This window comes from Pectobacterium betavasculorum, assembly GCF_000749845.1.
In the GTDB taxonomy this organism is placed as follows: Bacteria; Pseudomonadota; Gammaproteobacteria; order Enterobacterales; family Enterobacteriaceae; genus Pectobacterium; species Pectobacterium betavasculorum.
In genome coordinates this window covers 133,299-151,094 of sequence record NZ_JQHM01000002.1, presented here as the reverse complement: position 1 = coordinate 151,094, position 17,796 = coordinate 133,299, and the positions used below count along the sequence as shown (strand labels likewise).

Below are 17,796 nucleotides of genomic sequence, written 5' to 3'. Positions count from 1 at the left end.
GTGAACTCCTGTTATTTGGTGGCGACGTTTTGACGAGCGGTTTTTCTCCACCCGATGTCTGAAGAGGAATACAGCGTGATAATTTTCGGCTGCTCACTGCGAAGCAGAATTTTTCCAAGCTGGCGTCGAATTTCTCCTTCGCTCAGTGAGCTGTCTTGACAATAGACATCCAGCGTGAATTCCACACCGCTGGTCTCGGCGGCGTCGTTATGTACCCAGGCTTCCGCATGAGAAACGCCTGCAATGGTTTCGGCTATTTCACTGATCGATTTCAAACACACCTTTTCGCCGCGGCTCATGACATAGGTTGGGTTGCGCTGTTTAAAGAAAAGATAGCCGTCCTCATCAATGGTGAAACGATCGCCGGTATGGATGATGCGACGCTCTCCATGGCGTGGTGTATCAATACCTTCATCCAGACTGCGGATTCGTCGAATCATGCCGGTATAGGTTTCAACGATGAGTTCGCCATCCTTGTCGTCAGGGTTGTCCTTACGCAGGTGAACATTAACTTCAGGGAAAGGCTTACCAACGGACGCATATTTATCGGGTGATGCGCGATGCGCAGCCAGTGTTGCAACACGCGGCCCTGCCTGAGTCAAACCATAGGTGAGATACAGTTCGATTCCGGGATTACGGGATAGAATCGCTTCAACTGAACTGGCTGAGAGAGCATCTCCGCCGATGGTCAGACGTCGTAGCGGAGTTGGGAGCTGTTCGGAACCGGATTGCAACCAGGCATTAACCATTGTTGGCGTAATGGATGACTGGGTGATTTGATAGGTTTCAATCGTTCGTTCGTAGTTGCCTGGCGTGAAAGGGGGGCCGGCAATAATCGCCGTATTTCCTAGCGTAAAAGAGGAGAGTAGTTGTGCGACGAAAGCATAGGAGTAGTACATCGGTAGATTGATCAATATCCGATCTTCCACGCGCTGTTCAACGGCTTGCGCATGATTTCTTGCATTACGAAATAAATCGTTGATATGAAATAAGCAGCCGCTGAAGATACCGGACGTTCCTGATGTGAGAAGAATGATCTCGCCCGGCTGATAACGATGTTCACGGGATATCTCTACGCGAATCAACTGACCCGATTGCGGCAGAGGCTGCGCAGGTTGCGTTTGCGCCAGCCCAGAGGGAAGGTGTAATGCGATCAGGTTTCTGGCGCCAACTACCTGCGCGATACGATAAATACGAGACGCTGGTGCAGAAGACGGCAGCAGAACGGGAACCGCGCCAATGGTCAACAGCGCAAAAATGATTACGGCGAAGTGCACGCTATTCGGGATTGCCACCATTACGGGATTGCCTGGTTCAATCCCTTGTTCACGAAGATGTTTTACCAGATCGACGAAAATCAACGATGGCGCATCATGCGGATTGGCATCGACCTGAATAAGCCCATCCAGAAAGTGCTGGGCGGAGCTGGGTGTGATTGTAGGTTGGGACGTCATTGATGTTCCCCTCCGTTCAGGGTGACGACAACGCTGCGAATCTGGTGGCCTGATTCGTCGACACGATGTTCGGTAATAATGACGTGAGTTGCCGAACCCTCATCCAGCCAGAGTTGCGCTAATGCTGTGGCATAGGGCTGCATGTTGTCCGGTGGCATACTCCATACGATACTCGGACCACTAAATCGTAGAAATTGCGCTGGAAGTCCGATGATCATCCCAGGACAGGCACCGGAAAAACGTAGAGGTGAAAGGTGTCCTGAGGGAAGTGTTTGTGAAATGTCGTGTATGGTCTTGAGAGTACATTGGTCGCTAATGGCGATATGCCCTACAGAAGAGCAGGCCGATGTGATGACATCTCGGTGCTCGTTGATAGCTTGCTCAACGGCTTCAAGAACAAGCCATGACAAAGGGTCTGCATAAAGTGAGGCTTTTTGTGCAGGTTTGTACGTATATAAATCAGGCGTACTTGCCATCCCATGACCCACGATATTGAGTGCTTTCAGGGTTAATGTTTCGACATTTGTCATCGTGCTGCGCTCCCTGCACTTTGGAAAACCAGACAGGTGTTAAATCCACCAAATCCAAGCGTTATGCTCAGCCCGGCTGTTGCCGTGCAGGGCATGTTTTTTTGATTGGCGATAGGTAAATCGGAGGGGGTAATGGGATCATACAATCCATGAATGGGGGGAAGCCGTTGTGTTCTTAATGCCTGTAGCACTGCAATGGCTTCAATGGCTCCCGTTGCGCCGAGTGTATGCCCAAATGCTCCTTTTGTGGCGAATAGCGTCGGCGGGTGTGGTAAGGGTGAAAAAAACGCTGAGTAAGCTTTTGCCTCAACACTGTCGTTAACCTGTGTTCCTGTACCATGAGCGTTTATAATGGAAATATCTTCCGGTTTTAAACTTGCGCTATTTAGCGCTCGTTCTACGGTAAGCATCACATTTTGCCCTGATAAATCGGGCGAAACTGCACTGGCTGCGTCGTTTGCGGAGCCTGCTCCTGCGAGGATTCCGTAAGGCTTAGCACCGCGACGTTTAGCATGCTCTTCGGATTCCAGTATCAGAAATGCAGCACCTTCACCGAGTACAGTACCGTTGTGGCTGATATCGAACGCACGTAAACCATCGGTAGACATTGTGCCTAGCCGTGAATGGCTGAGCCGTTTCCCCAGAGTCAGGACATCTGCTCCCCCGCATACACATATTTCGGTAAGGCCCGCCTTGATAAAGCTCAGCCCCGTTAAAATGGCATCAGAGCCAGCTGAACAGGCTGTACTTACCGTGATAGGAGACTTGACACAGCCGACTGCTTTGACAGCTTGTGTTGACCATTCTGATAACGAGAAAGTATCGGGTGAATCTAAATGATGGCCGTAGCTGGTTCCTAAAACTGGGAGAATATCTGGGTCATCCGCAGGAATAGAAGCATCCTCAAGCGCTTTACGTAAGGTTTTTACCGTTAATGCGTGTTGACGTCTTGCCCCGTCCCATTCTAAAGGGATGTCTGGTATTGGGGCTGCAAGGTTACTACGTAACGATAATGTGGAGTCCAGGTCGGTTATACCGGAGATACCCTCTAGCAAGTATTGCCAGACAGTGGGTATTTCATCACCTAACGCTGTAGACCAAGCCATACCGGTAACCCAAACAGGTGAGTGATGATTTACCATAACTGCTCTCCTAGCGTGGATATATTCTCGCGCACTAGCGAGCCTTTTAGCATTCCGACCGTTTGACCTGAGACTTCTGCTTTACAGGAAAAGGTCAGGAATTTATCTCGCAAACTTTCGCAATTGAGATTAAAAATAATTTGATCTCCGGGTACAACCACCCGTGTAAACCGAGATTTAATTGAGCCTACTAGCGTGATTTCATCATCAGCTAGCGGTGATGTTGAAAGCTGAAATAAAATAATTGCCGATTGTGATATGGCCTGCACCATATGGCTTGCCGGAAAAATAGCGCGTTCGGGAAAATGGCCAGCGATAGCATCTGTCTGACCCGAAACAGCCATAAGTGTTTTAATATATTTCCCTGGCTCGTAATCAAGAACACGATCGAGGTACACCATAGGATGTCGGTGTCTTAGCCATCCTTTAAGCTCCGTAAATCCCATTAATCGTGGTTGACGGCCATCTTTATCTTGGGATTGAATACTCATTGATTTTCTCCCTGATTATTTGATTTTAGGATTAGCTCTGAAATCAATTTTGTGAGCGTTTGAATTGAATCGAAATATTGAGGGGTAAAGTATTCATCTTCAATTTTGATGTTAAAGGCATACTCACACTGGGCTCGTAATTCACTGAACCCTAAGGAATCTAGACCAAGACCATCACGCATATTGATATCTGTTTCAATTTCTGAACGAGGGATGCCAATAAATAGATCGTCGATTAGAATTCCGATAATTGTGTTCTCGATATTTTTCAAAGTGATGACTCCTTTTGGTTGATAAGTTTTTAATGCATTAGATGTTATTGGTGTTATTTATTCATGGTTTATGAATAAATATCATAAGGTTTTTATATTGCTTGCTTATTTATAACGTCAGACGTTATTTTTTTCCTGACTCTTCAATGAATGGTATTCATCTGATAGTTTCCTACGGCTGATTTTTCCCGTGGCGTTGATAGGTATTTCTTTAATGAAAATGTATTCAGATGGGTTTTTGTAATGAGCAAGATTATCGGATAAGTATGATGCTATTTTTTCTGCATTAATTGAGTGGTCTTTTTTTTGTTGAATTAATGCAATAATACGTTCCCCAGCTAAGTTGTCTGGGATGCTAAATACTATTGAGGCGGCGATGTCGTTGTGTTGAATAAGAATGTGCTCAATTTCTATTGGGTATACTGGATAGCCCTCTATTTTTATTTGTTCTTTTTCTCTCCCGAGAAAAATTAAATTTTTATTATTTCCCAGTCGAACAAGATCACCGGTAGCGAGCCATCGATCAGAAGGAAATCGCTCAATATCATGTCCATTCCAAATCCCGATGGTTTTCGCCGGAGAACGAATGAGAAGTTCTCCACCACTTGATTGAGTTTCCTTTATTTTAATTTCTACGTCAGGTAGAGGCCAACCGATAGAAGGTTCGTTGATAGCGTAAAGATCGTGATGGTATATTACAGGTCCTCCTAATTCTGTTTGCCCATAAGAGCTTTGAAGACGAGAACCAAAAAGCTCGAAAAATTTCTGGCTTACTTCTGTTGCGCAGGAATCCCCCCCCGCAACACAAACCGTTTCACTAAGATCGAGTGAATTATTGTTCCTCTCTGCTTTTTTAAGAATTTTATGGAAGTTTGAAGGTGTTCCTGCAATCCATACTGGCTTTGTTTCATTTAATTTTTCTGTAATATTTTCTATGTCGATTTCTGAAAATAATAGTACTGAATAACCCTTGTGAAGAGCAGCGAGAGTAATAAGTATACTCCATGGGCTGATGAGATCGACTAAGCTAAGAATAGCTGGATTATCACCATCTGCTTTGGAAGGCTTGGGGTTTATGGTTGTTTTTGTTAAATTGATAGCATCAATTAGTGTTTTTTGTGAATAAACAATGCCTTTGGGGTGTCCTGTCGTCCCTGATGTATAAAATATAGATGCGATGTCGTCCGTGTAAGTATTATCTTCTGAATCATCATAAGATTGTGATATGATGTCTTCCCAATCATATGTATTATTTTCTTTGTCTTCACTTTTGAGACCGATTACCCATTTTTTTTCTAGCGTTGTGCATGATTCAATTTCTTTTTTTGTTTCATAAAATCTTTTTTTATCACCGATGTATGCACAGGATGAGCTATGTTGAATTAAATTTTTTACTTCTTTAGTTGACAATTTTAGGTTGAGAGGAACAAAGATAACTCCAGTTTTCAGACAGGCATAATATGTGGCTATAAGTTCAAAGCAGTTTCCCATGTGGATGGAAATTCGGTCTCCTTTTATTATCTTGGCATTCTTAAATCCTGCGGCTATTCGTTGGATTAAAAAAAGTAAATTAAAAAAAGATATATTGTGATTCATTGACTTTACTGCTATTTCCTTTGAGTGCAAAAGAGCGTGCTTTCTAAAGGATGAGAAAGTATTCATAGTTGCTTCCATTGCTCCATATAAAACTTAATAAAGTAAACTAAGTAACTGAGTTGCGAGATTTGTGAAGTAATATTTACTTTTGTTTATAGATGATACTTATCGGTTTAAAAATGGGAAAATAGTTATTGTTACTATTCTTTTTTTTCATGATTTAATTTATGGTTTTTTTTGAGATTATTCTCATGGTCAATGATTTTGAAGTAAGAGATAGCTAGTGTGCGTTTATTGGGATGTTTTTATATAATGGAGATGAATAAATGGACTGGACTAATATCCCTCCTCTTTACGCATTAAAGGCTTTTGAATCAGCAGCCAAGCATCAATCTTTCACTTTGGCTGCGAGTGAGTTATTTATTTCACAAAGTGCAATTAGCAAGCACATAAATACGATAGAAATTTTTTTTGGCAGGAAGCTTTTCTATCGTAAGGGACCAAAGGTTTTTTTAACTAAAGAAGGTGAGTCTTTTGCTGGGGATCTTCGCCATGCATTCGAAATACTAAGCAAGGCATGCGAAAATATTCACCGTGCCGGAAAAGTATTAACTATAAGTAGTCCATATACTTTCTCTATACGCCAGTTCATTCCTGTCTTAAGGAAATATAAAAATCAAGATGGCTTCCCAATAGTCACTGTCGAAACTATAAACGATGAATGTTCTTATCCTACGATCGATTCAAAGCATCATGACGCAACAGTAAAATATGGAGATGGTAAATTTTCTAATGAATGGGACTGTACTTTACTTTCACCAGAATGTTTAATTGTTGTTGTGTCTCCAAAATTGTTACATCTCTTTGAAAAGGATAATAGAATCCGAATTGATCTTGTCCATGTTAAATCAAGAGAGTTAGATTGGTTTTTTTGGTGTGAAGAAGCGCGTTTGAAAGAGCGGTTTCAAGTTATCAATAAGTATGAATTTGAGTCGATGGATTCAGCTATTAATGCTGTTATAAAAGGATTGGGAATAGCGGTTGTTGATATTGGTATGGTTTATGATGAATTAATTGATGGCGTTTTATTAACACCATTTAAATGTGCTTTTTATTCAGGTAAAGGATATTATTTTTTGAAGAGTAGTGATGGTGCTAATGATTTGTCTTCCTTGCTAGAATGCGTGAAGTTAGATTTATCTAGTAGAGGTTTAGCAGGGCTGTGCTTAAATGACAAATGTACTGTTAATAATCATAATTGTAGATTGCTAGTGTCAGAGAGTGTTAATAAATAGCTTTGCATCATCGTGCTAAACTTGCCGCAAGTTCACTCCGTCAGAACTGAGTTCGCTAGATGGTGGCGTGGTTTAGGTGAATGATGTTTCCTATCGACAAAGTATTTATCGGATAACAATAATTCGTTGTTTGTTATTTTTTGAATTTGGTCAGTAGCTAAATATTTTAACTCTAAAAATTTCCAAAGTGCAGAATTGGTTTTTAATGACGAAAAAAAGTACTTTCCGTTCCCACAAAAATTACAGGTCTTATGCCGTCAGGCGACGACGAATGAAAAAGACGCCGATGTTGTGGTGTCGACCGCGCATCGTAGCAAAGGACTTGAATGGGATACGGTGGTTTTAAACGATGATTTCTCGGATATTACCGACCCGTTGCTATCTGAAGCGGCTAGAACGGATGAAACCAATTTGCAGTATGTGGCGACCACCAGAGCCCGGAAATCTCAAAAAGTGTGTGGAACTAAAACCGGCGTGCTTACGCTATGAGCTCTATTTTCTTGCATTGCGACGCTCGGTTTTCAGCTTCTACAGTGAGGCATCTACTCAGGTGCTTCGCGATACTATACGGCGATTTGCTGATGAGAAGACGACCCAGGCTTTGACCGTGCTAGTGAATGGTTTTGTGATTGAGGGTCTGCTGTCCGCTCATACCCCAACGAGTCAGGCGTTGATCACTGCGATGAGTGCAGTGATGACGGGGCAGTCGAATGATCGAGTGATTTGTGAGGATCGCTTTCGGTAGTGATAAAAGAACACTTCTGTAAAACTGGCTTTTATTCGATATATATCGTCCTGATTTCAAAATAAGCGCCACAACAAGATGGGGGATAATCAACGCCATAATTCCCTTCTAGACGTGGTTGTAACCCAAATGAAGACGTTCTTAATCCTCTTTTTGCATCAGGCCAGAGCATTTCTACTGATTTATGCCTGTTTATACCTCGGCATCGGGCTGTCTGCACTGCTACCTATTACGCTACCCGGCAGCATCATCGGTATGCTGATCCTGTTTCTGCTCCTGTCATTGCAGATTATTCCAGCGCAGTGGGTCAAACCAGGTTGTCATCAGTTGATCCGCTATATGGCGCTGCTGTTCGTGCCTGTAGGCGTCGGCGTAATGCAATATTTCGATCTTCTACGTGCGCAGTTCGCTCCGGTGGTTGTCTCTTGTGCTGTTAGTACGCTGGTGGTGCTTATCACCGTAAGTGCGTGTTCGCATTTAGTTCACCGACGCCAGTCGCCCCACCATCCCACGAAAACTCAAAAAGGGATAGATCATGCTCTATGATATCGTCTGGTCGCTGCCGCTGACGCTAGTGGTGTTTTTTCTGGCTCGCCTGTTGGCAATACGTTTGAATTCACCGCTGTTAAATCCGCTTCTGGTTTCCATGGTGGTGATCATTACATTTCTACTGATCGGCCATATTTCGTACGAACACTATTTTCGTGGCAGTTCAGTACTCAATAGTCTTCTGCAACCGGCAGTGGTGGCACTGGCATTTCCGCTATACGAACAGTTGCATCAAATCCGCATGCGTTGGAAGTCGATTATCTTTGTGTGCTTTATTGGCAGTATGACGGCAATGGTGAGTGGCACCTGGATCGCACTCAGTCTTGGGGCGACGCCAACAATTGCTGCTTCCATTATGCCGAAATCAGTCACTACGCCCATTGCGATGGCTGTGGGCGGCAGCATCGGTGGTATTCCCGCTATCAGTGCCGTATGTGTCATTTTTGTCGGTATACTCGGTGCCGTATTTGGGCACATATTGCTTAACGCCATACACATTCACACCAAGGCGTCACGCGGTCTGGCGATGGGGACGGCGTCACATGCGCTCGGTACCGCCCGCTGCGCGGAACTGGACTACGAAGAAGGCGCATTTAGTTCACTGGCATTAGTGATTTGCGGCATTATCACTTCACTGATGGCACCACTGCTGTTCCCGCTGTTAGTCGCGCTTGCACGATAACCATCAATAGCGCGTCGGCGGCACGCCAAACATTTGGCGGAAAGCAAAGGTAAACGAGGCGGTGCTGGCATATCCCAAATCCAGCGCCACCTGCGTGACACTACGATTGCTTTTTAACATCACTACCGACTCAAGCAGTCGCATACGTTTCTTCCACTCACTAAACGCGACTCCGGTCTCCTTTTTGAAATGGCGGGAGAAAGTGCGCACCGACATGCCGGAAAACGCTGACCATTGCTCAATGCTGTGGGCTTCATCCGGGGCCTGCTGTATCTTGTGACAAACTTTAATCAACGAAGGAGAATAAGGCCACGGCAGCGATAAGCCTGCATCTGGCAGTTGCTGTAATAACGTAATCAACACTCGCACAAGTTGAGCATCATTTCCTTCAGGAGCGTACTGTTCCGGCACGTGTCCCGTCGCGTAGTGGATAAATTCACGGATGAAATCACTCACTATCACAACTTTACAGCCTTTATGGTCTATAGCTGCAAAATTGGATTCGATGTAGAGGCTTTCCAACAGCACATCACTGCTTGCCAAAATACGATGCGGCACATGGGCAGGGATCCAAACGCCATACAACACCGGAACAATCATCGTCTTACCTTCAATCTCCACCCGCATGCTTCCCTCTCGCGCATAGAGAAACTCAGCAAACGGGTGTTGATGCAACTCCACTTCCGTCTCTTTTCTCAATGTATAACTGCGGAAATACACCGGACGCGGTAGCGATAGCAGCACTGGGGCTGGCTGCCCAGCAATTGGCTGGCTGGGGGATGACACGACCAAACAACACATAAAAACCTGACCTCAACTCGATGAAATTTGTCTTGATAGCGTAACGCCGGCAAGGCGGGTTTATTGAATAATTAGCGGGTAATCGGCAGGTTTCTGACAGAGACAAACACGTTACCACCCATACATCGGCGTAATCATTTTTTTTCGTAACAGATTATTCGCCGCGTGATGCATACATTACGTTGCCGACAACAGCAGGTTATTTTTTGCAACATCAAGGCCTTAGTCGCGAGTAGCTTTTTCTAACTTATTGAATAAAAAGTTAAAGGGAAAATGATGGGTAATGAATGTACCGTCGAGGATAGTAGTGAACAAAGTGAATGGCAGCGTAGGCATCCCAATACTCGCAGTGGCAACTTTGATTTATCCATTATTAATGGAAGTTGGGTCGCATCAAATGGTGGCAGAAGCCTGAAAGTCGACTGTTTTAAGTGGTAGCAAAACAAAATTTTCATATGGCGATATTGAGTTAAATATCGTCATTCTTCTCCGTATTTAGCACTGTACATACCTTATTATATTTGAAAGGGCTTTGTTCAGTGGCTACTGAGATATTTCCTGGTACAGCGTCGTCACCCAATGACGATGCGCCGCGCGCAAAAACGACTTCTTGGGGGCGTAATGCCGATCAGTTAAGGATCGGTTGAACGATCCAGTCATTGTGTAAAAATCCGGAAATGTCTTTCGTTTCGAGGGTGCTTTTTGCTATGTAGATTAGGTCCCGCCACTTGCGGTGTACTTCTCAACACCCATTTTAACCTCTTCAGCAAACGGATCATCTTCTTGAGTTTTAGTGAACGATGGTATTACGGTATCTGTAACAGAGGACTCAGTTGTCATGCCTCAAATCCTTACCTTTGGTTAACGGTTTTCGCCACTACTTTGCAAAAACCGAGAACCAGAGACGACAAACAACTGAATATCAGTGATGAGAAATTTAATTTACAGGAGAAAGAACAGATTATTTATTATCAAGGATAGACACTAAAAGTTTTAGACTCAATCATCTTGAGCATTCGCCTCCCCCACAGATAAGATATCCCCCAAATAATATGTTCTTAATAGTTTTTTCGTTTTTATATCTATCAATTCCAGCCGGGCACTAGAATATACAGAAATATTTAAATTCTCCCTCGTTATTACTTGATTGGATATACCCCCAACATCCATTATACGAGAAATAGCACGCCATCTAAAATGATGTCCGTCGTAACGAGGGTAATAATTCATTGCTGCACCACCCGTTAAATATGACAGATATTCAATAGCAACCTGAGCATTTCCCCTACTAGCGACCATCTGTGCGCTAACTGCCTGACCAGGTTCGAGGTAAACTTCCACACCTGCACCAGTACTTAGTTCGATAGTTTGTGATTGCTCACCACCGACTCCCCACTCATGCGTATAATCAAAAGATGTGCTACCACCAATCCCCAATATTTTATATTCAATTTCCTGTCCTACAGAGATTGAATGAGAAGATGACCAACTAGATGACACCGTATTAGATACAGTTGTAGATAGATTTGCATTAAAGGTTGCACCAATAGAGCTGTTATTTACTAGTTCTTTCTCTGAAACCAACTCAGGTACAGCATTATGTCCCACGAACCTAGCTGTTCTGACACTGGTATTTCTTTGTGTTTGAGCCCAATTATAAGTAACAAAAAGATCATTCCAGGGTGTTGGGCTGCGCAAGAAAGCATCCGTGGGTTCTTTTCCGACAAGTAATCCGCATGCTCTTTTCAACTGAGTATCTTCAAGATTAAATGTGCGGCGTTCTACATCTGTAATAATACCTGATGTAATACCGCTACCATTAACCACACTATTTTCAATATTTTCTTGGATTATTACATTTATTCTCATTGTCATTTTCACGTTCTCCTTTATACACACAAAAAATAGAATTAAAAATATTTCAAACCTTAAATGCATGCAACACAACCAATCAAACAACATACCATCCAAAAAAACAACAATAAAATAAAAAATAATTAGAATATGAATTATTAAAGAAAAACACTTGCCAAATATATGATATGTAGTTAAAAACTCTGGCAACAAAAAGTAATTTTTTTCAATAAATTGTTAGCTATGTATTTCAAACATATAGAAAAATCACACTTTAGCATCCCTGGTGATAAAAAACCGACCAGATACATTGATAATAAAAAACCGATATAACATATCAAACTGATCTTGATGTTTACATTAACACCTGCAATTATCAATAATCACAAGAGGGAACACTGAGTTATCTATTAATTATTCAACTTATTTAGCTGCCGATAATAAATAAAAATAAGACGAATATTAATATGAAGTCCATCATGCCCCTCTGTACTCCGTTTGCAGGCTTTCGATAAATTTCGGCAGTGCGACCTCAAACCCTGCATGAGTACCATCGTCATTAGATGAACCTGCAAACTGGCCAGGCTCTCCATAAATTTCCAGCCCTTTGATTTTCATATCGTCTTCGGCTTTGTTGAATAAATCGAACTTTTGCCAAACGGCAGGATCAGATCACGCATCATCCTGATAATACAGGCGGTGCCGTGGCAAAGCAGAAGTACAAAATCACCAACTGGAAGACCTACAATAAAGCCCTCATTCATCGTGGTTCCGTCACTTTCTGGCTGGACGAAGAAGCCATTCAGGTGTGGTACGAGTCAGCAACGCCCTCATCACGAGGCAGACCTCTGCGTTATTCAGACCTTGCCATCACGACCGTTCTGGTCGTTAAGCGCGTTTTCCGGCTGACCCTCCAATCGCCTTAACCAACTGTGCCAGATGTCGGGTTTCAACCTGAGCGATATCCAGCGTGCCAATCGCGGGGAAAACGTAGCGTTTCAGGCTGGTGAGAATTTTATCGGCGTGCGCGTCCGACCAGAGCTTGAGGCAACTGCTGTGCCATGCAGTGGCGATATATTGAAAGGTGTGGGATTCCTCAACGGTGGGATTGTTCGTTTTGCGAAGTTGAGAAGGACTAATGCCGGACGCCAATAGCTTACGTGCCGCATCACGCTTTTCGCGGGCTTCTGCCAGTGTGATTTGAGGGTAGGGGCCAAAGGCCAGACGGCTTTCTTTACCGCCGAAGCGATAGCGGAAATACCATAGCTTAGCGCCGCGGGTGGATACCGTGAGGTACAGGCCTTGCGAGTCAGTGAGTTTGTAAGATTTTGCGAGGGGTTTCGCGGATCGGACTTTGCTGTCAGTTAACCTATGAGGGTCACTCCCGTTCATCGAACTGAATGACCCGCAATCTGACCCACAAATTCCCCGATACGAAGGGATAAATCAAAACGCATCGGAAAAGATTCTCACGCCAACTTATTGAATCACAACAACATAGGGATTGATAAGGAGGCATAAAAAAGGAAAGGTGGTGCCCGGACTCGGAATCGAACCAAGGACACGAGGATTTTCAATCCTCTGCTCTACCGACTGAGCTATCCGGGCAACGGGGCGCATTAAACCGTATTGGCCGCGTGGCGTCAACGGGTTTCTGTCACAAAGCGGAATGCCTGCGCTATTTTCAGGCAATTGTATTATTTGCTAGCCAATTTCTGGCGATCCTTTCAGCACGCTTAGCGTGGTAATGTTTATTTCTGGGCCTTGTTGCATGTTTCGTTGCACTTTTTACCACGTGGAACGCGGGCTGCATTGTTGAATTTGATGAAGAATAATGCCACTATTGCGCGGTTTTTAACGTCTCGTTCACCTGAACGTCCCTTTAAGCGTAGTTAGCGTATAGCTAAAAGAGGATCGCCGATATGTCAGATTCATTGCTCATGGTGCAGAACGCTCGCGCCAGCTCGTTGATGACGTCATTGCGTGTATCTTCTTGTCACCACTGCGCGGTTTACTTTTCTTCCCGTCGATTATCCTCTTTCACCATGCGGTGAGGCGTTCGTTCGCTCGCTGTTAGGCATGAGTAAAAATAGAGTGCGGCTCTGCTTTTACTGATGTCTATCGGATGGTGCTGGTCCAGTTTTTCCATTCTTAGCCTACAGTTTACCTGTAGGGATCATACGCTTGTCGTTATTGATTGGCATTGTGATTGGTCGGGATTGTTATCCCTGAACGGTGTCTTCCAGGCACGTACATTTACCCTTAACCGTTTGGGTTTGGTTACATGAAACAGTTAAAAATTGCGGCGAATGCAGCGGTTGCCACCCGTTTAACCACGACGCGTGAGATTGTCGCGTTGAGTCAGACTGACTTCACTGATGTGGCGGCGGTCGTGGTTTCTATTGAGGAAGCCCGTAGCGGTATCCTGTCGATATTGCAGAACACCGGTTTTACCATCCCGGCGTTTGTCGAAGAGCCTGATGAAGATAAAGAGTCAGATGTTCTGCCTGCGGGCAGCGAATGGCTGATTCTTGATGATGAAGGTGAGCACGCGAGCGTGCTGGAGCGTGCGGCGAAAGCCTATCAGGATGCGCTGCTGCCACCGTTTTTCGATACGCTGACCAAGTACGTCAAAATGAAAAACACGACGTTTGCCTGCCCGGGGCATCAGGGCGGTCAGTTCTTCCGTAAGCATCCGGCAGGGCGTCAGTTTTTTGAGTTTTACGGTGAGAACGTTTTTCGTTCGGACATCTGTAACGCCGACGTCAAACTGGGTGATTTGCTGATCCATGAAGGGGCAGCGAAGAAGGCACAGAAGCACGCCGCGCGTGTGTTTAATGCCGATAAGACCTATTTCGTGTTGAACGGCACCTCCTCTGCGAACAAAGTAGTGACGAACGCGCTGTTGGCGCGTGGCGATCTGGTGTTGTTTGATCGTAACAACCATAAGTCCAACCATCATGGTGCGCTGATTCAGGCAGGGGCGACGCCAGTCTATCTGGAAACCGTGCGCAATCCGTTCGGCTTTATCGGCGGTGTGGATGCGCACTGCTTTGATGAAGCCTATCTGCGCAAGCTGATTGCGGAAGTTGCACCGGAACGCGCCAACGAACCGCGCCCGTTCCGTCTGGCCGTCATTCAGCTTGGTACCTATGACGGCACGATTTATAACGCGCGTCAGGTGGTCGATAGCATCGGGCATCTGTGCGACTACATTCTGTTTGACTCCGCCTGGGTGGGCTATGAGCAGTTCATCCCGATGATGGAGCAGTGCTCGCCGCTGCTGCTGGATCTGAATGAAAACGATCCGGGCATCTTCGTCACCCAATCGGTGCATAAGCAGCAGGCGGGTTTCTCTCAGACCTCGCAGATCCACAAAAAAGATACGCACATCAAAGGCCAGCGCCGTTTTTGCAACCATAAACAGCTGAATAACGCCTTTATGCTGCATGCGTCGACCAGCCCGTTTTACCCGCTGTTCGCCGCGTTGGATGTCAATGCCAAAATGCACGAAGGAGCCAGCGGGCGTCGTATGTGGATGGACTGCGTGAAGCTGGGCATTGAGGCACGTAAGCAACTGCTGACTCGCTGTTCGCTCATCAAGCCATTCGTTCCTGTAACGGTTGGTGGGGCGCTCTGGCAGGATCATGATACAGATACGATCGCGCAGGACGTGCGTTTCTTCAACTTTGAACCGGGCGAGAAATGGCACGCGTTTGAAGGATACGCAGAGGATCAGTATTTTATCGATCCGTGCAAATTACTGCTGACGACGCCGGGTATTGATGCAATTAGCGGCGATTATACCGAATTTGGTATTCCGGCGACGATCCTTGCCAACTATCTGCGCGAGCACGGCATCATCCCTGAAAAATGCGACATGAACTCGATCCTGTTCCTGTTAACGCCAGCGGAAGACGGTGCCAAAATGCAGGAACTGGTCAATGCGCTGGTGCATTTTGAAACGCTGATCGCCCGTGATGCGCCGCTGAGCGAAGTGTTGCCCAGCCTGTATCAGAAATACAAAGAGCGCTACCGTGGTTATCGGCTGCGTCGGCTGTGTCAGGAAATGCATGATTTTTACTCTCAGCACAATGTGAAAGATCTGCAAAAAGCGATGTTCCGCAAAACCGAGTTTCCGTCAGTGGCGATGTTGCCGCAGGATGCCAACAGGGAATTTGTGCGCGGGAATATCGAGCTAATTCCTATCGACGAAGCTGAAGGACGTATCGCAGCAGAAGGGGCGTTACCGTATCCGCCGGGTGTGCTGTGTGTCGTACCGGGGGAAGCCTGGGGCGGAGCGGTACAGCGTTATTTTCTGGCGTTGGAAGATGGGATTAACCTGTTGCCCGGCTTTTCACCGGAATTGCAGGGCGTTTACAGCGTCGCGGAAGAGGATGGCAGCAAACGGCTGTACGGATACGTGGTAGAAGAGTTATTACATTTATCTTCAGACCGTTGACAAGCTTATTTACCGAATGAAAACGGGAGTAACGGAATAATAGAAGAGTAAAGCGTTTGCGCCAGGGACAAAAACGTCAGGAACGTTTTTGAACGTCGCTTGCGACGGCCCTGAAAGGCTGAATCTCAGGGATGAGATTCATATCTGCGCAAGCCGAGCTTGCAGCGTCTTTACGATCTATCCGTTACTCTCGCTCTACGGACTGTGTCAGCAACCTCAAACTCAGGCTCGGAAACGAGCCTGAGTTTTTCTGTCTTAACGCAGGCTGGCTCCCTGCTGGTCGGCGAGTTTCACAGCTTCACGCTGCTTTTTCAGCCCGCGCCAGCCGATAATCAGCATGGTCGCCAGTACCGGAATCGTCGCAATCGTCCAGGTGCCGTTCGGGTAATCAAACGCCATCAGTCCTAGTACGCTCACCAGAAAAGCCAGCGTCATCCATGATGTGACTGGCGCTCCGGGCATTCTGAAGGCAACCGGTTTGGCTTTCCCTTGACGAATCGCTTTACGCAACTGCATCTGGCACAGAATGATAAATGCCCATGAACAGATAATGCCAAGCGAGGCGATATTCAGGACGATCTCGAACACCTGAGACGGCACCACGTAGTTCAGCACCACGCCGATAATGTGGATACAGACGGTCACCAAAATACCGGTATAGGGTACAGATTGGTTGCTCATTTTCGACAAAAAGGCAGGAGCTGAGCCACCCAGCGATAGCGAGCGTAGAATACGACCCGTCGAATACAGGCCAGAGTTCAGGCTGGACAGCGCGGCGGACAGCACCACGATATTCATGATCGTACCGATATAGGGAACGCCCAGCTTACTGAAGAAGGTGACGAACGGGCTTTGTCCAGCCTGATACGCATTCCACGGCAGCAGGCAGACCAATAGCACGATAGACCCGACGTAGAACAGGCCGATACGCCAGATGACGCTATTGACCGCTTTCGGCAGCACCTGCTCAGGATTTTTACATTCGCCCGCCGTGGTCCCGATGATCTCGATACCGGCAAAGGCAAATATCACCCCCTGAACCAGCACCAACGCGGGCAGAATGCCGTGCGGGAACAGGCCGCCGTTATCGGTAATCAGGTGCAGGCCGGGCGTGTTGCCGTCCAGTGGGCTACCCGTACCGAGATAGACCGTACCGACCACCAGAAAAATGGCGATGGCCGTGACCTTAATCAGCGCGAACCAAAATTCCATTTCGGCAAACCACTTCACGCCGATCAGGTTCATTAGCGTGACGATGGACAGCGCGCTTAGCGCGAACAACCACTGGGGGATATCGGCAAAGGTGCCCCAGTAGTGCATGTAGAGTGCGACGGCAGTGATGTCGACAATCCCGGTCATCGCCCAGTTGAGGAAGTACATCCAGCCTGCCACGTAGGAGGCTTTTTCGCCTAGAAACTCACGCGAATACGAAACGAAGCTGCCGCTGGTGGGGCGATGAACGATCAGTTCGCCCAGTGCACGCAGGATGAAAAAAGAGAAGATACCGCAAACCAGATAGACCAGTGCCAGCGCTGGCCCCGCCATTTGCAAACGTGCGCCCGCGCCAAGAAACAGTCCGGTGCCGATGGAGCCACCAATCGCGATCATCTGTACGTGACGATTGCCGAGAGTTTGGTGATAACCCTTTTCGTGGAGGTTCTGCCCAGCGGCATGATGCTCGCTATGAGGAGAGGTATGTTGTGTCATTGATGTCGGTGTTTTCCTGTCTGTCACGCATCCCGTGGTGACGTTCGCTATTATTATTTAAAACTCAAATGATTATGTTTTTACCTGCGACATTTCTTATTGTGCGTTGAACGCATGGCAGAAAACAACGGCAGCGATGCTACCTTTTCCTGCGTCCTGTGGCAAAAAATGGAGAGAAGGAAAGTGTGTCAGAGGATGAGGGCGTGTGGGAGACTC

The 17,796-nt window shown here is 46.0% G+C and carries 16 protein-coding genes, 1 tRNA gene and 2 pseudogenes; 6 read left to right on the top strand and 13 right to left on the bottom strand.

What is annotated here, in order from left to right:
- Positions 1–11: 11 nt before the first annotated feature.
- The 6 genes from KP22_RS08325 to KP22_RS08300 all read right to left on the bottom strand — a co-directional run bounded on the left by KP22_RS08325 (position 12) and on the right by KP22_RS08300 (position 5,551).
- Complete coding sequence (locus KP22_RS08325; RefSeq protein ID WP_039323676.1) at positions 12–1,454, bottom strand: class I adenylate-forming enzyme family protein; 1,443 nt, start codon at positions 1,452–1,454, stop codon at positions 12–14.
- Positions 1,451–1,984, bottom strand: a complete 534-nt coding sequence (locus KP22_RS08320; protein WP_039308623.1) for a hypothetical protein — start codon at positions 1,982–1,984, stop codon at positions 1,451–1,453. Before KP22_RS08320 ends, KP22_RS08325 begins: the two co-directional genes overlap by 4 nt.
- Positions 1,981–3,126 carry a beta-ketoacyl-[acyl-carrier-protein] synthase family protein gene (locus KP22_RS08315; RefSeq protein WP_039323673.1) on the bottom strand — a complete coding sequence of 382 codons (1,146 nt, stop codon included), beginning with the start codon at positions 3,124–3,126 and terminating at the stop codon, positions 1,981–1,983. Before KP22_RS08315 ends, KP22_RS08320 begins: the two co-directional genes overlap by 4 nt.
- Entirely contained in the window at positions 3,120–3,617 is a 498-nt protein-coding gene (locus tag KP22_RS08310; RefSeq protein ID WP_039308627.1) for a 3-hydroxyacyl-ACP dehydratase FabZ family protein, read from the bottom strand. Before KP22_RS08310 ends, KP22_RS08315 begins: the two co-directional genes overlap by 7 nt.
- Positions 3,614–3,889 carry an acyl carrier protein gene (locus tag KP22_RS08305; RefSeq protein WP_039308630.1) on the bottom strand — a complete coding sequence of 92 codons (276 nt, stop codon included), beginning with the start codon at positions 3,887–3,889 and terminating at the stop codon, positions 3,614–3,616. Before KP22_RS08305 ends, KP22_RS08310 begins: the two co-directional genes overlap by 4 nt.
- Positions 3,890–4,006: 117 nt before the next feature.
- On the bottom strand, positions 4,007–5,551 hold the full coding sequence (locus tag KP22_RS08300; protein WP_039323671.1) for a class I adenylate-forming enzyme family protein: 1,545 nt from the start codon (positions 5,549–5,551) through the stop codon (positions 4,007–4,009).
- A gap of 260 nt (positions 5,552–5,811) precedes the next feature.
- Between KP22_RS08300 and KP22_RS08295 the strand changes: the two genes are divergently transcribed.
- The 4 genes from KP22_RS08295 (at position 5,812) to KP22_RS08280 (ending at position 8,756) form a co-directional block, all read left to right on the top strand.
- Positions 5,812–6,780: a LysR family transcriptional regulator gene (locus tag KP22_RS08295; RefSeq protein ID WP_039323669.1), complete on the top strand. Its 969-nt coding sequence runs from the start codon at positions 5,812–5,814 to the stop codon at positions 6,778–6,780.
- 144 nt (positions 6,781–6,924) lie between these two features.
- Positions 6,925–7,269, top strand: a complete 345-nt coding sequence (locus KP22_RS08290) for an ATP-binding domain-containing protein (protein ID WP_425311581.1) — start codon at positions 6,925–6,927, stop codon at positions 7,267–7,269.
- Positions 7,270–7,654: 385 nt separating this feature from the next.
- Positions 7,655–8,071, top strand: coding sequence for a CidA/LrgA family protein (locus KP22_RS08285; RefSeq protein WP_039308642.1), 417 nt, complete (start codon positions 7,655–7,657; stop codon positions 8,069–8,071).
- Positions 8,061–8,756, top strand: a complete 696-nt coding sequence (locus KP22_RS08280; RefSeq protein ID WP_039323668.1) for a CidB/LrgB family autolysis modulator — start codon at positions 8,061–8,063, stop codon at positions 8,754–8,756. Before KP22_RS08285 ends, KP22_RS08280 begins: the two co-directional genes overlap by 11 nt.
- A 3-nt stretch (positions 8,757–8,759) precedes the next feature.
- Here KP22_RS08280 and KP22_RS08275 read toward each other — a convergent pair whose 3' ends face one another.
- The 4 genes from KP22_RS08275 to KP22_RS22375 all read right to left on the bottom strand — a co-directional run bounded on the left by KP22_RS08275 (position 8,760) and on the right by KP22_RS22375 (position 12,029).
- A complete protein-coding gene (locus KP22_RS08275; RefSeq protein WP_039308647.1) occupies positions 8,760–9,557 on the bottom strand; it encodes a helix-turn-helix domain-containing protein in 798 nt (265 codons plus the stop codon).
- A 714-nt stretch (positions 9,558–10,271) separates the two neighbouring features.
- A complete protein-coding gene (locus tag KP22_RS22880) occupies positions 10,272–10,397 on the bottom strand; it encodes a hypothetical protein (RefSeq protein ID WP_269321085.1) in 126 nt (41 codons plus the stop codon).
- A 159-nt stretch (positions 10,398–10,556) separates the two neighbouring features.
- A complete protein-coding gene (locus KP22_RS08270; protein ID WP_039323665.1) occupies positions 10,557–11,432 on the bottom strand; it encodes a hypothetical protein in 876 nt (291 codons plus the stop codon).
- A 456-nt stretch (positions 11,433–11,888) separates the two neighbouring features.
- Positions 11,889–12,029 (bottom strand): hypothetical protein, encoded by a 141-nt coding sequence (locus tag KP22_RS22375; protein ID WP_156107270.1) that lies wholly within the window; start codon positions 12,027–12,029, stop codon positions 11,889–11,891.
- An 86-nt stretch (positions 12,030–12,115) separates the two neighbouring features.
- Here KP22_RS22375 and KP22_RS21605 point away from each other — a divergent pair.
- A pseudogene (locus tag KP22_RS21605) lies at positions 12,116–12,331 on the top strand (transposase); the annotation flags it as partial.
- On the opposite strand, the pseudogene KP22_RS08265 reads toward KP22_RS21605, so the two are convergent.
- Together KP22_RS08265 and KP22_RS08260 are read right to left on the bottom strand one after the other, a co-directional pair.
- Positions 12,327–12,803, bottom strand: a pseudogene (locus KP22_RS08265) (tyrosine-type recombinase/integrase); the annotation flags it as partial. The pseudogenes KP22_RS21605 and KP22_RS08265 overlap by 5 nt on opposite strands.
- Before the next feature lie 140 nt (positions 12,804–12,943).
- Positions 12,944–13,019, bottom strand: a tRNA-Phe gene (locus tag KP22_RS08260).
- 676 nt (positions 13,020–13,695) lie between these two features.
- Between KP22_RS08260 and KP22_RS08255 the strand changes: the two genes are divergently transcribed.
- The gene (locus KP22_RS08255; protein WP_039323663.1) at positions 13,696–15,873 is read left to right on the top strand and encodes an ornithine decarboxylase; all 2,178 of its coding nucleotides are present in this window, start codon (positions 13,696–13,698) and stop codon (positions 15,871–15,873) included.
- Between the two features lie 255 nt (positions 15,874–16,128).
- Here the strand turns inward: KP22_RS08255 and ansP are convergent, their stop codons facing one another.
- Complete coding sequence (gene ansP, locus KP22_RS08250) at positions 16,129–17,580, bottom strand: L-asparagine permease (RefSeq protein WP_039301217.1); 1,452 nt, start codon at positions 17,578–17,580, stop codon at positions 16,129–16,131.
- Positions 17,581–17,796: the final 216 nt, after the last annotated feature.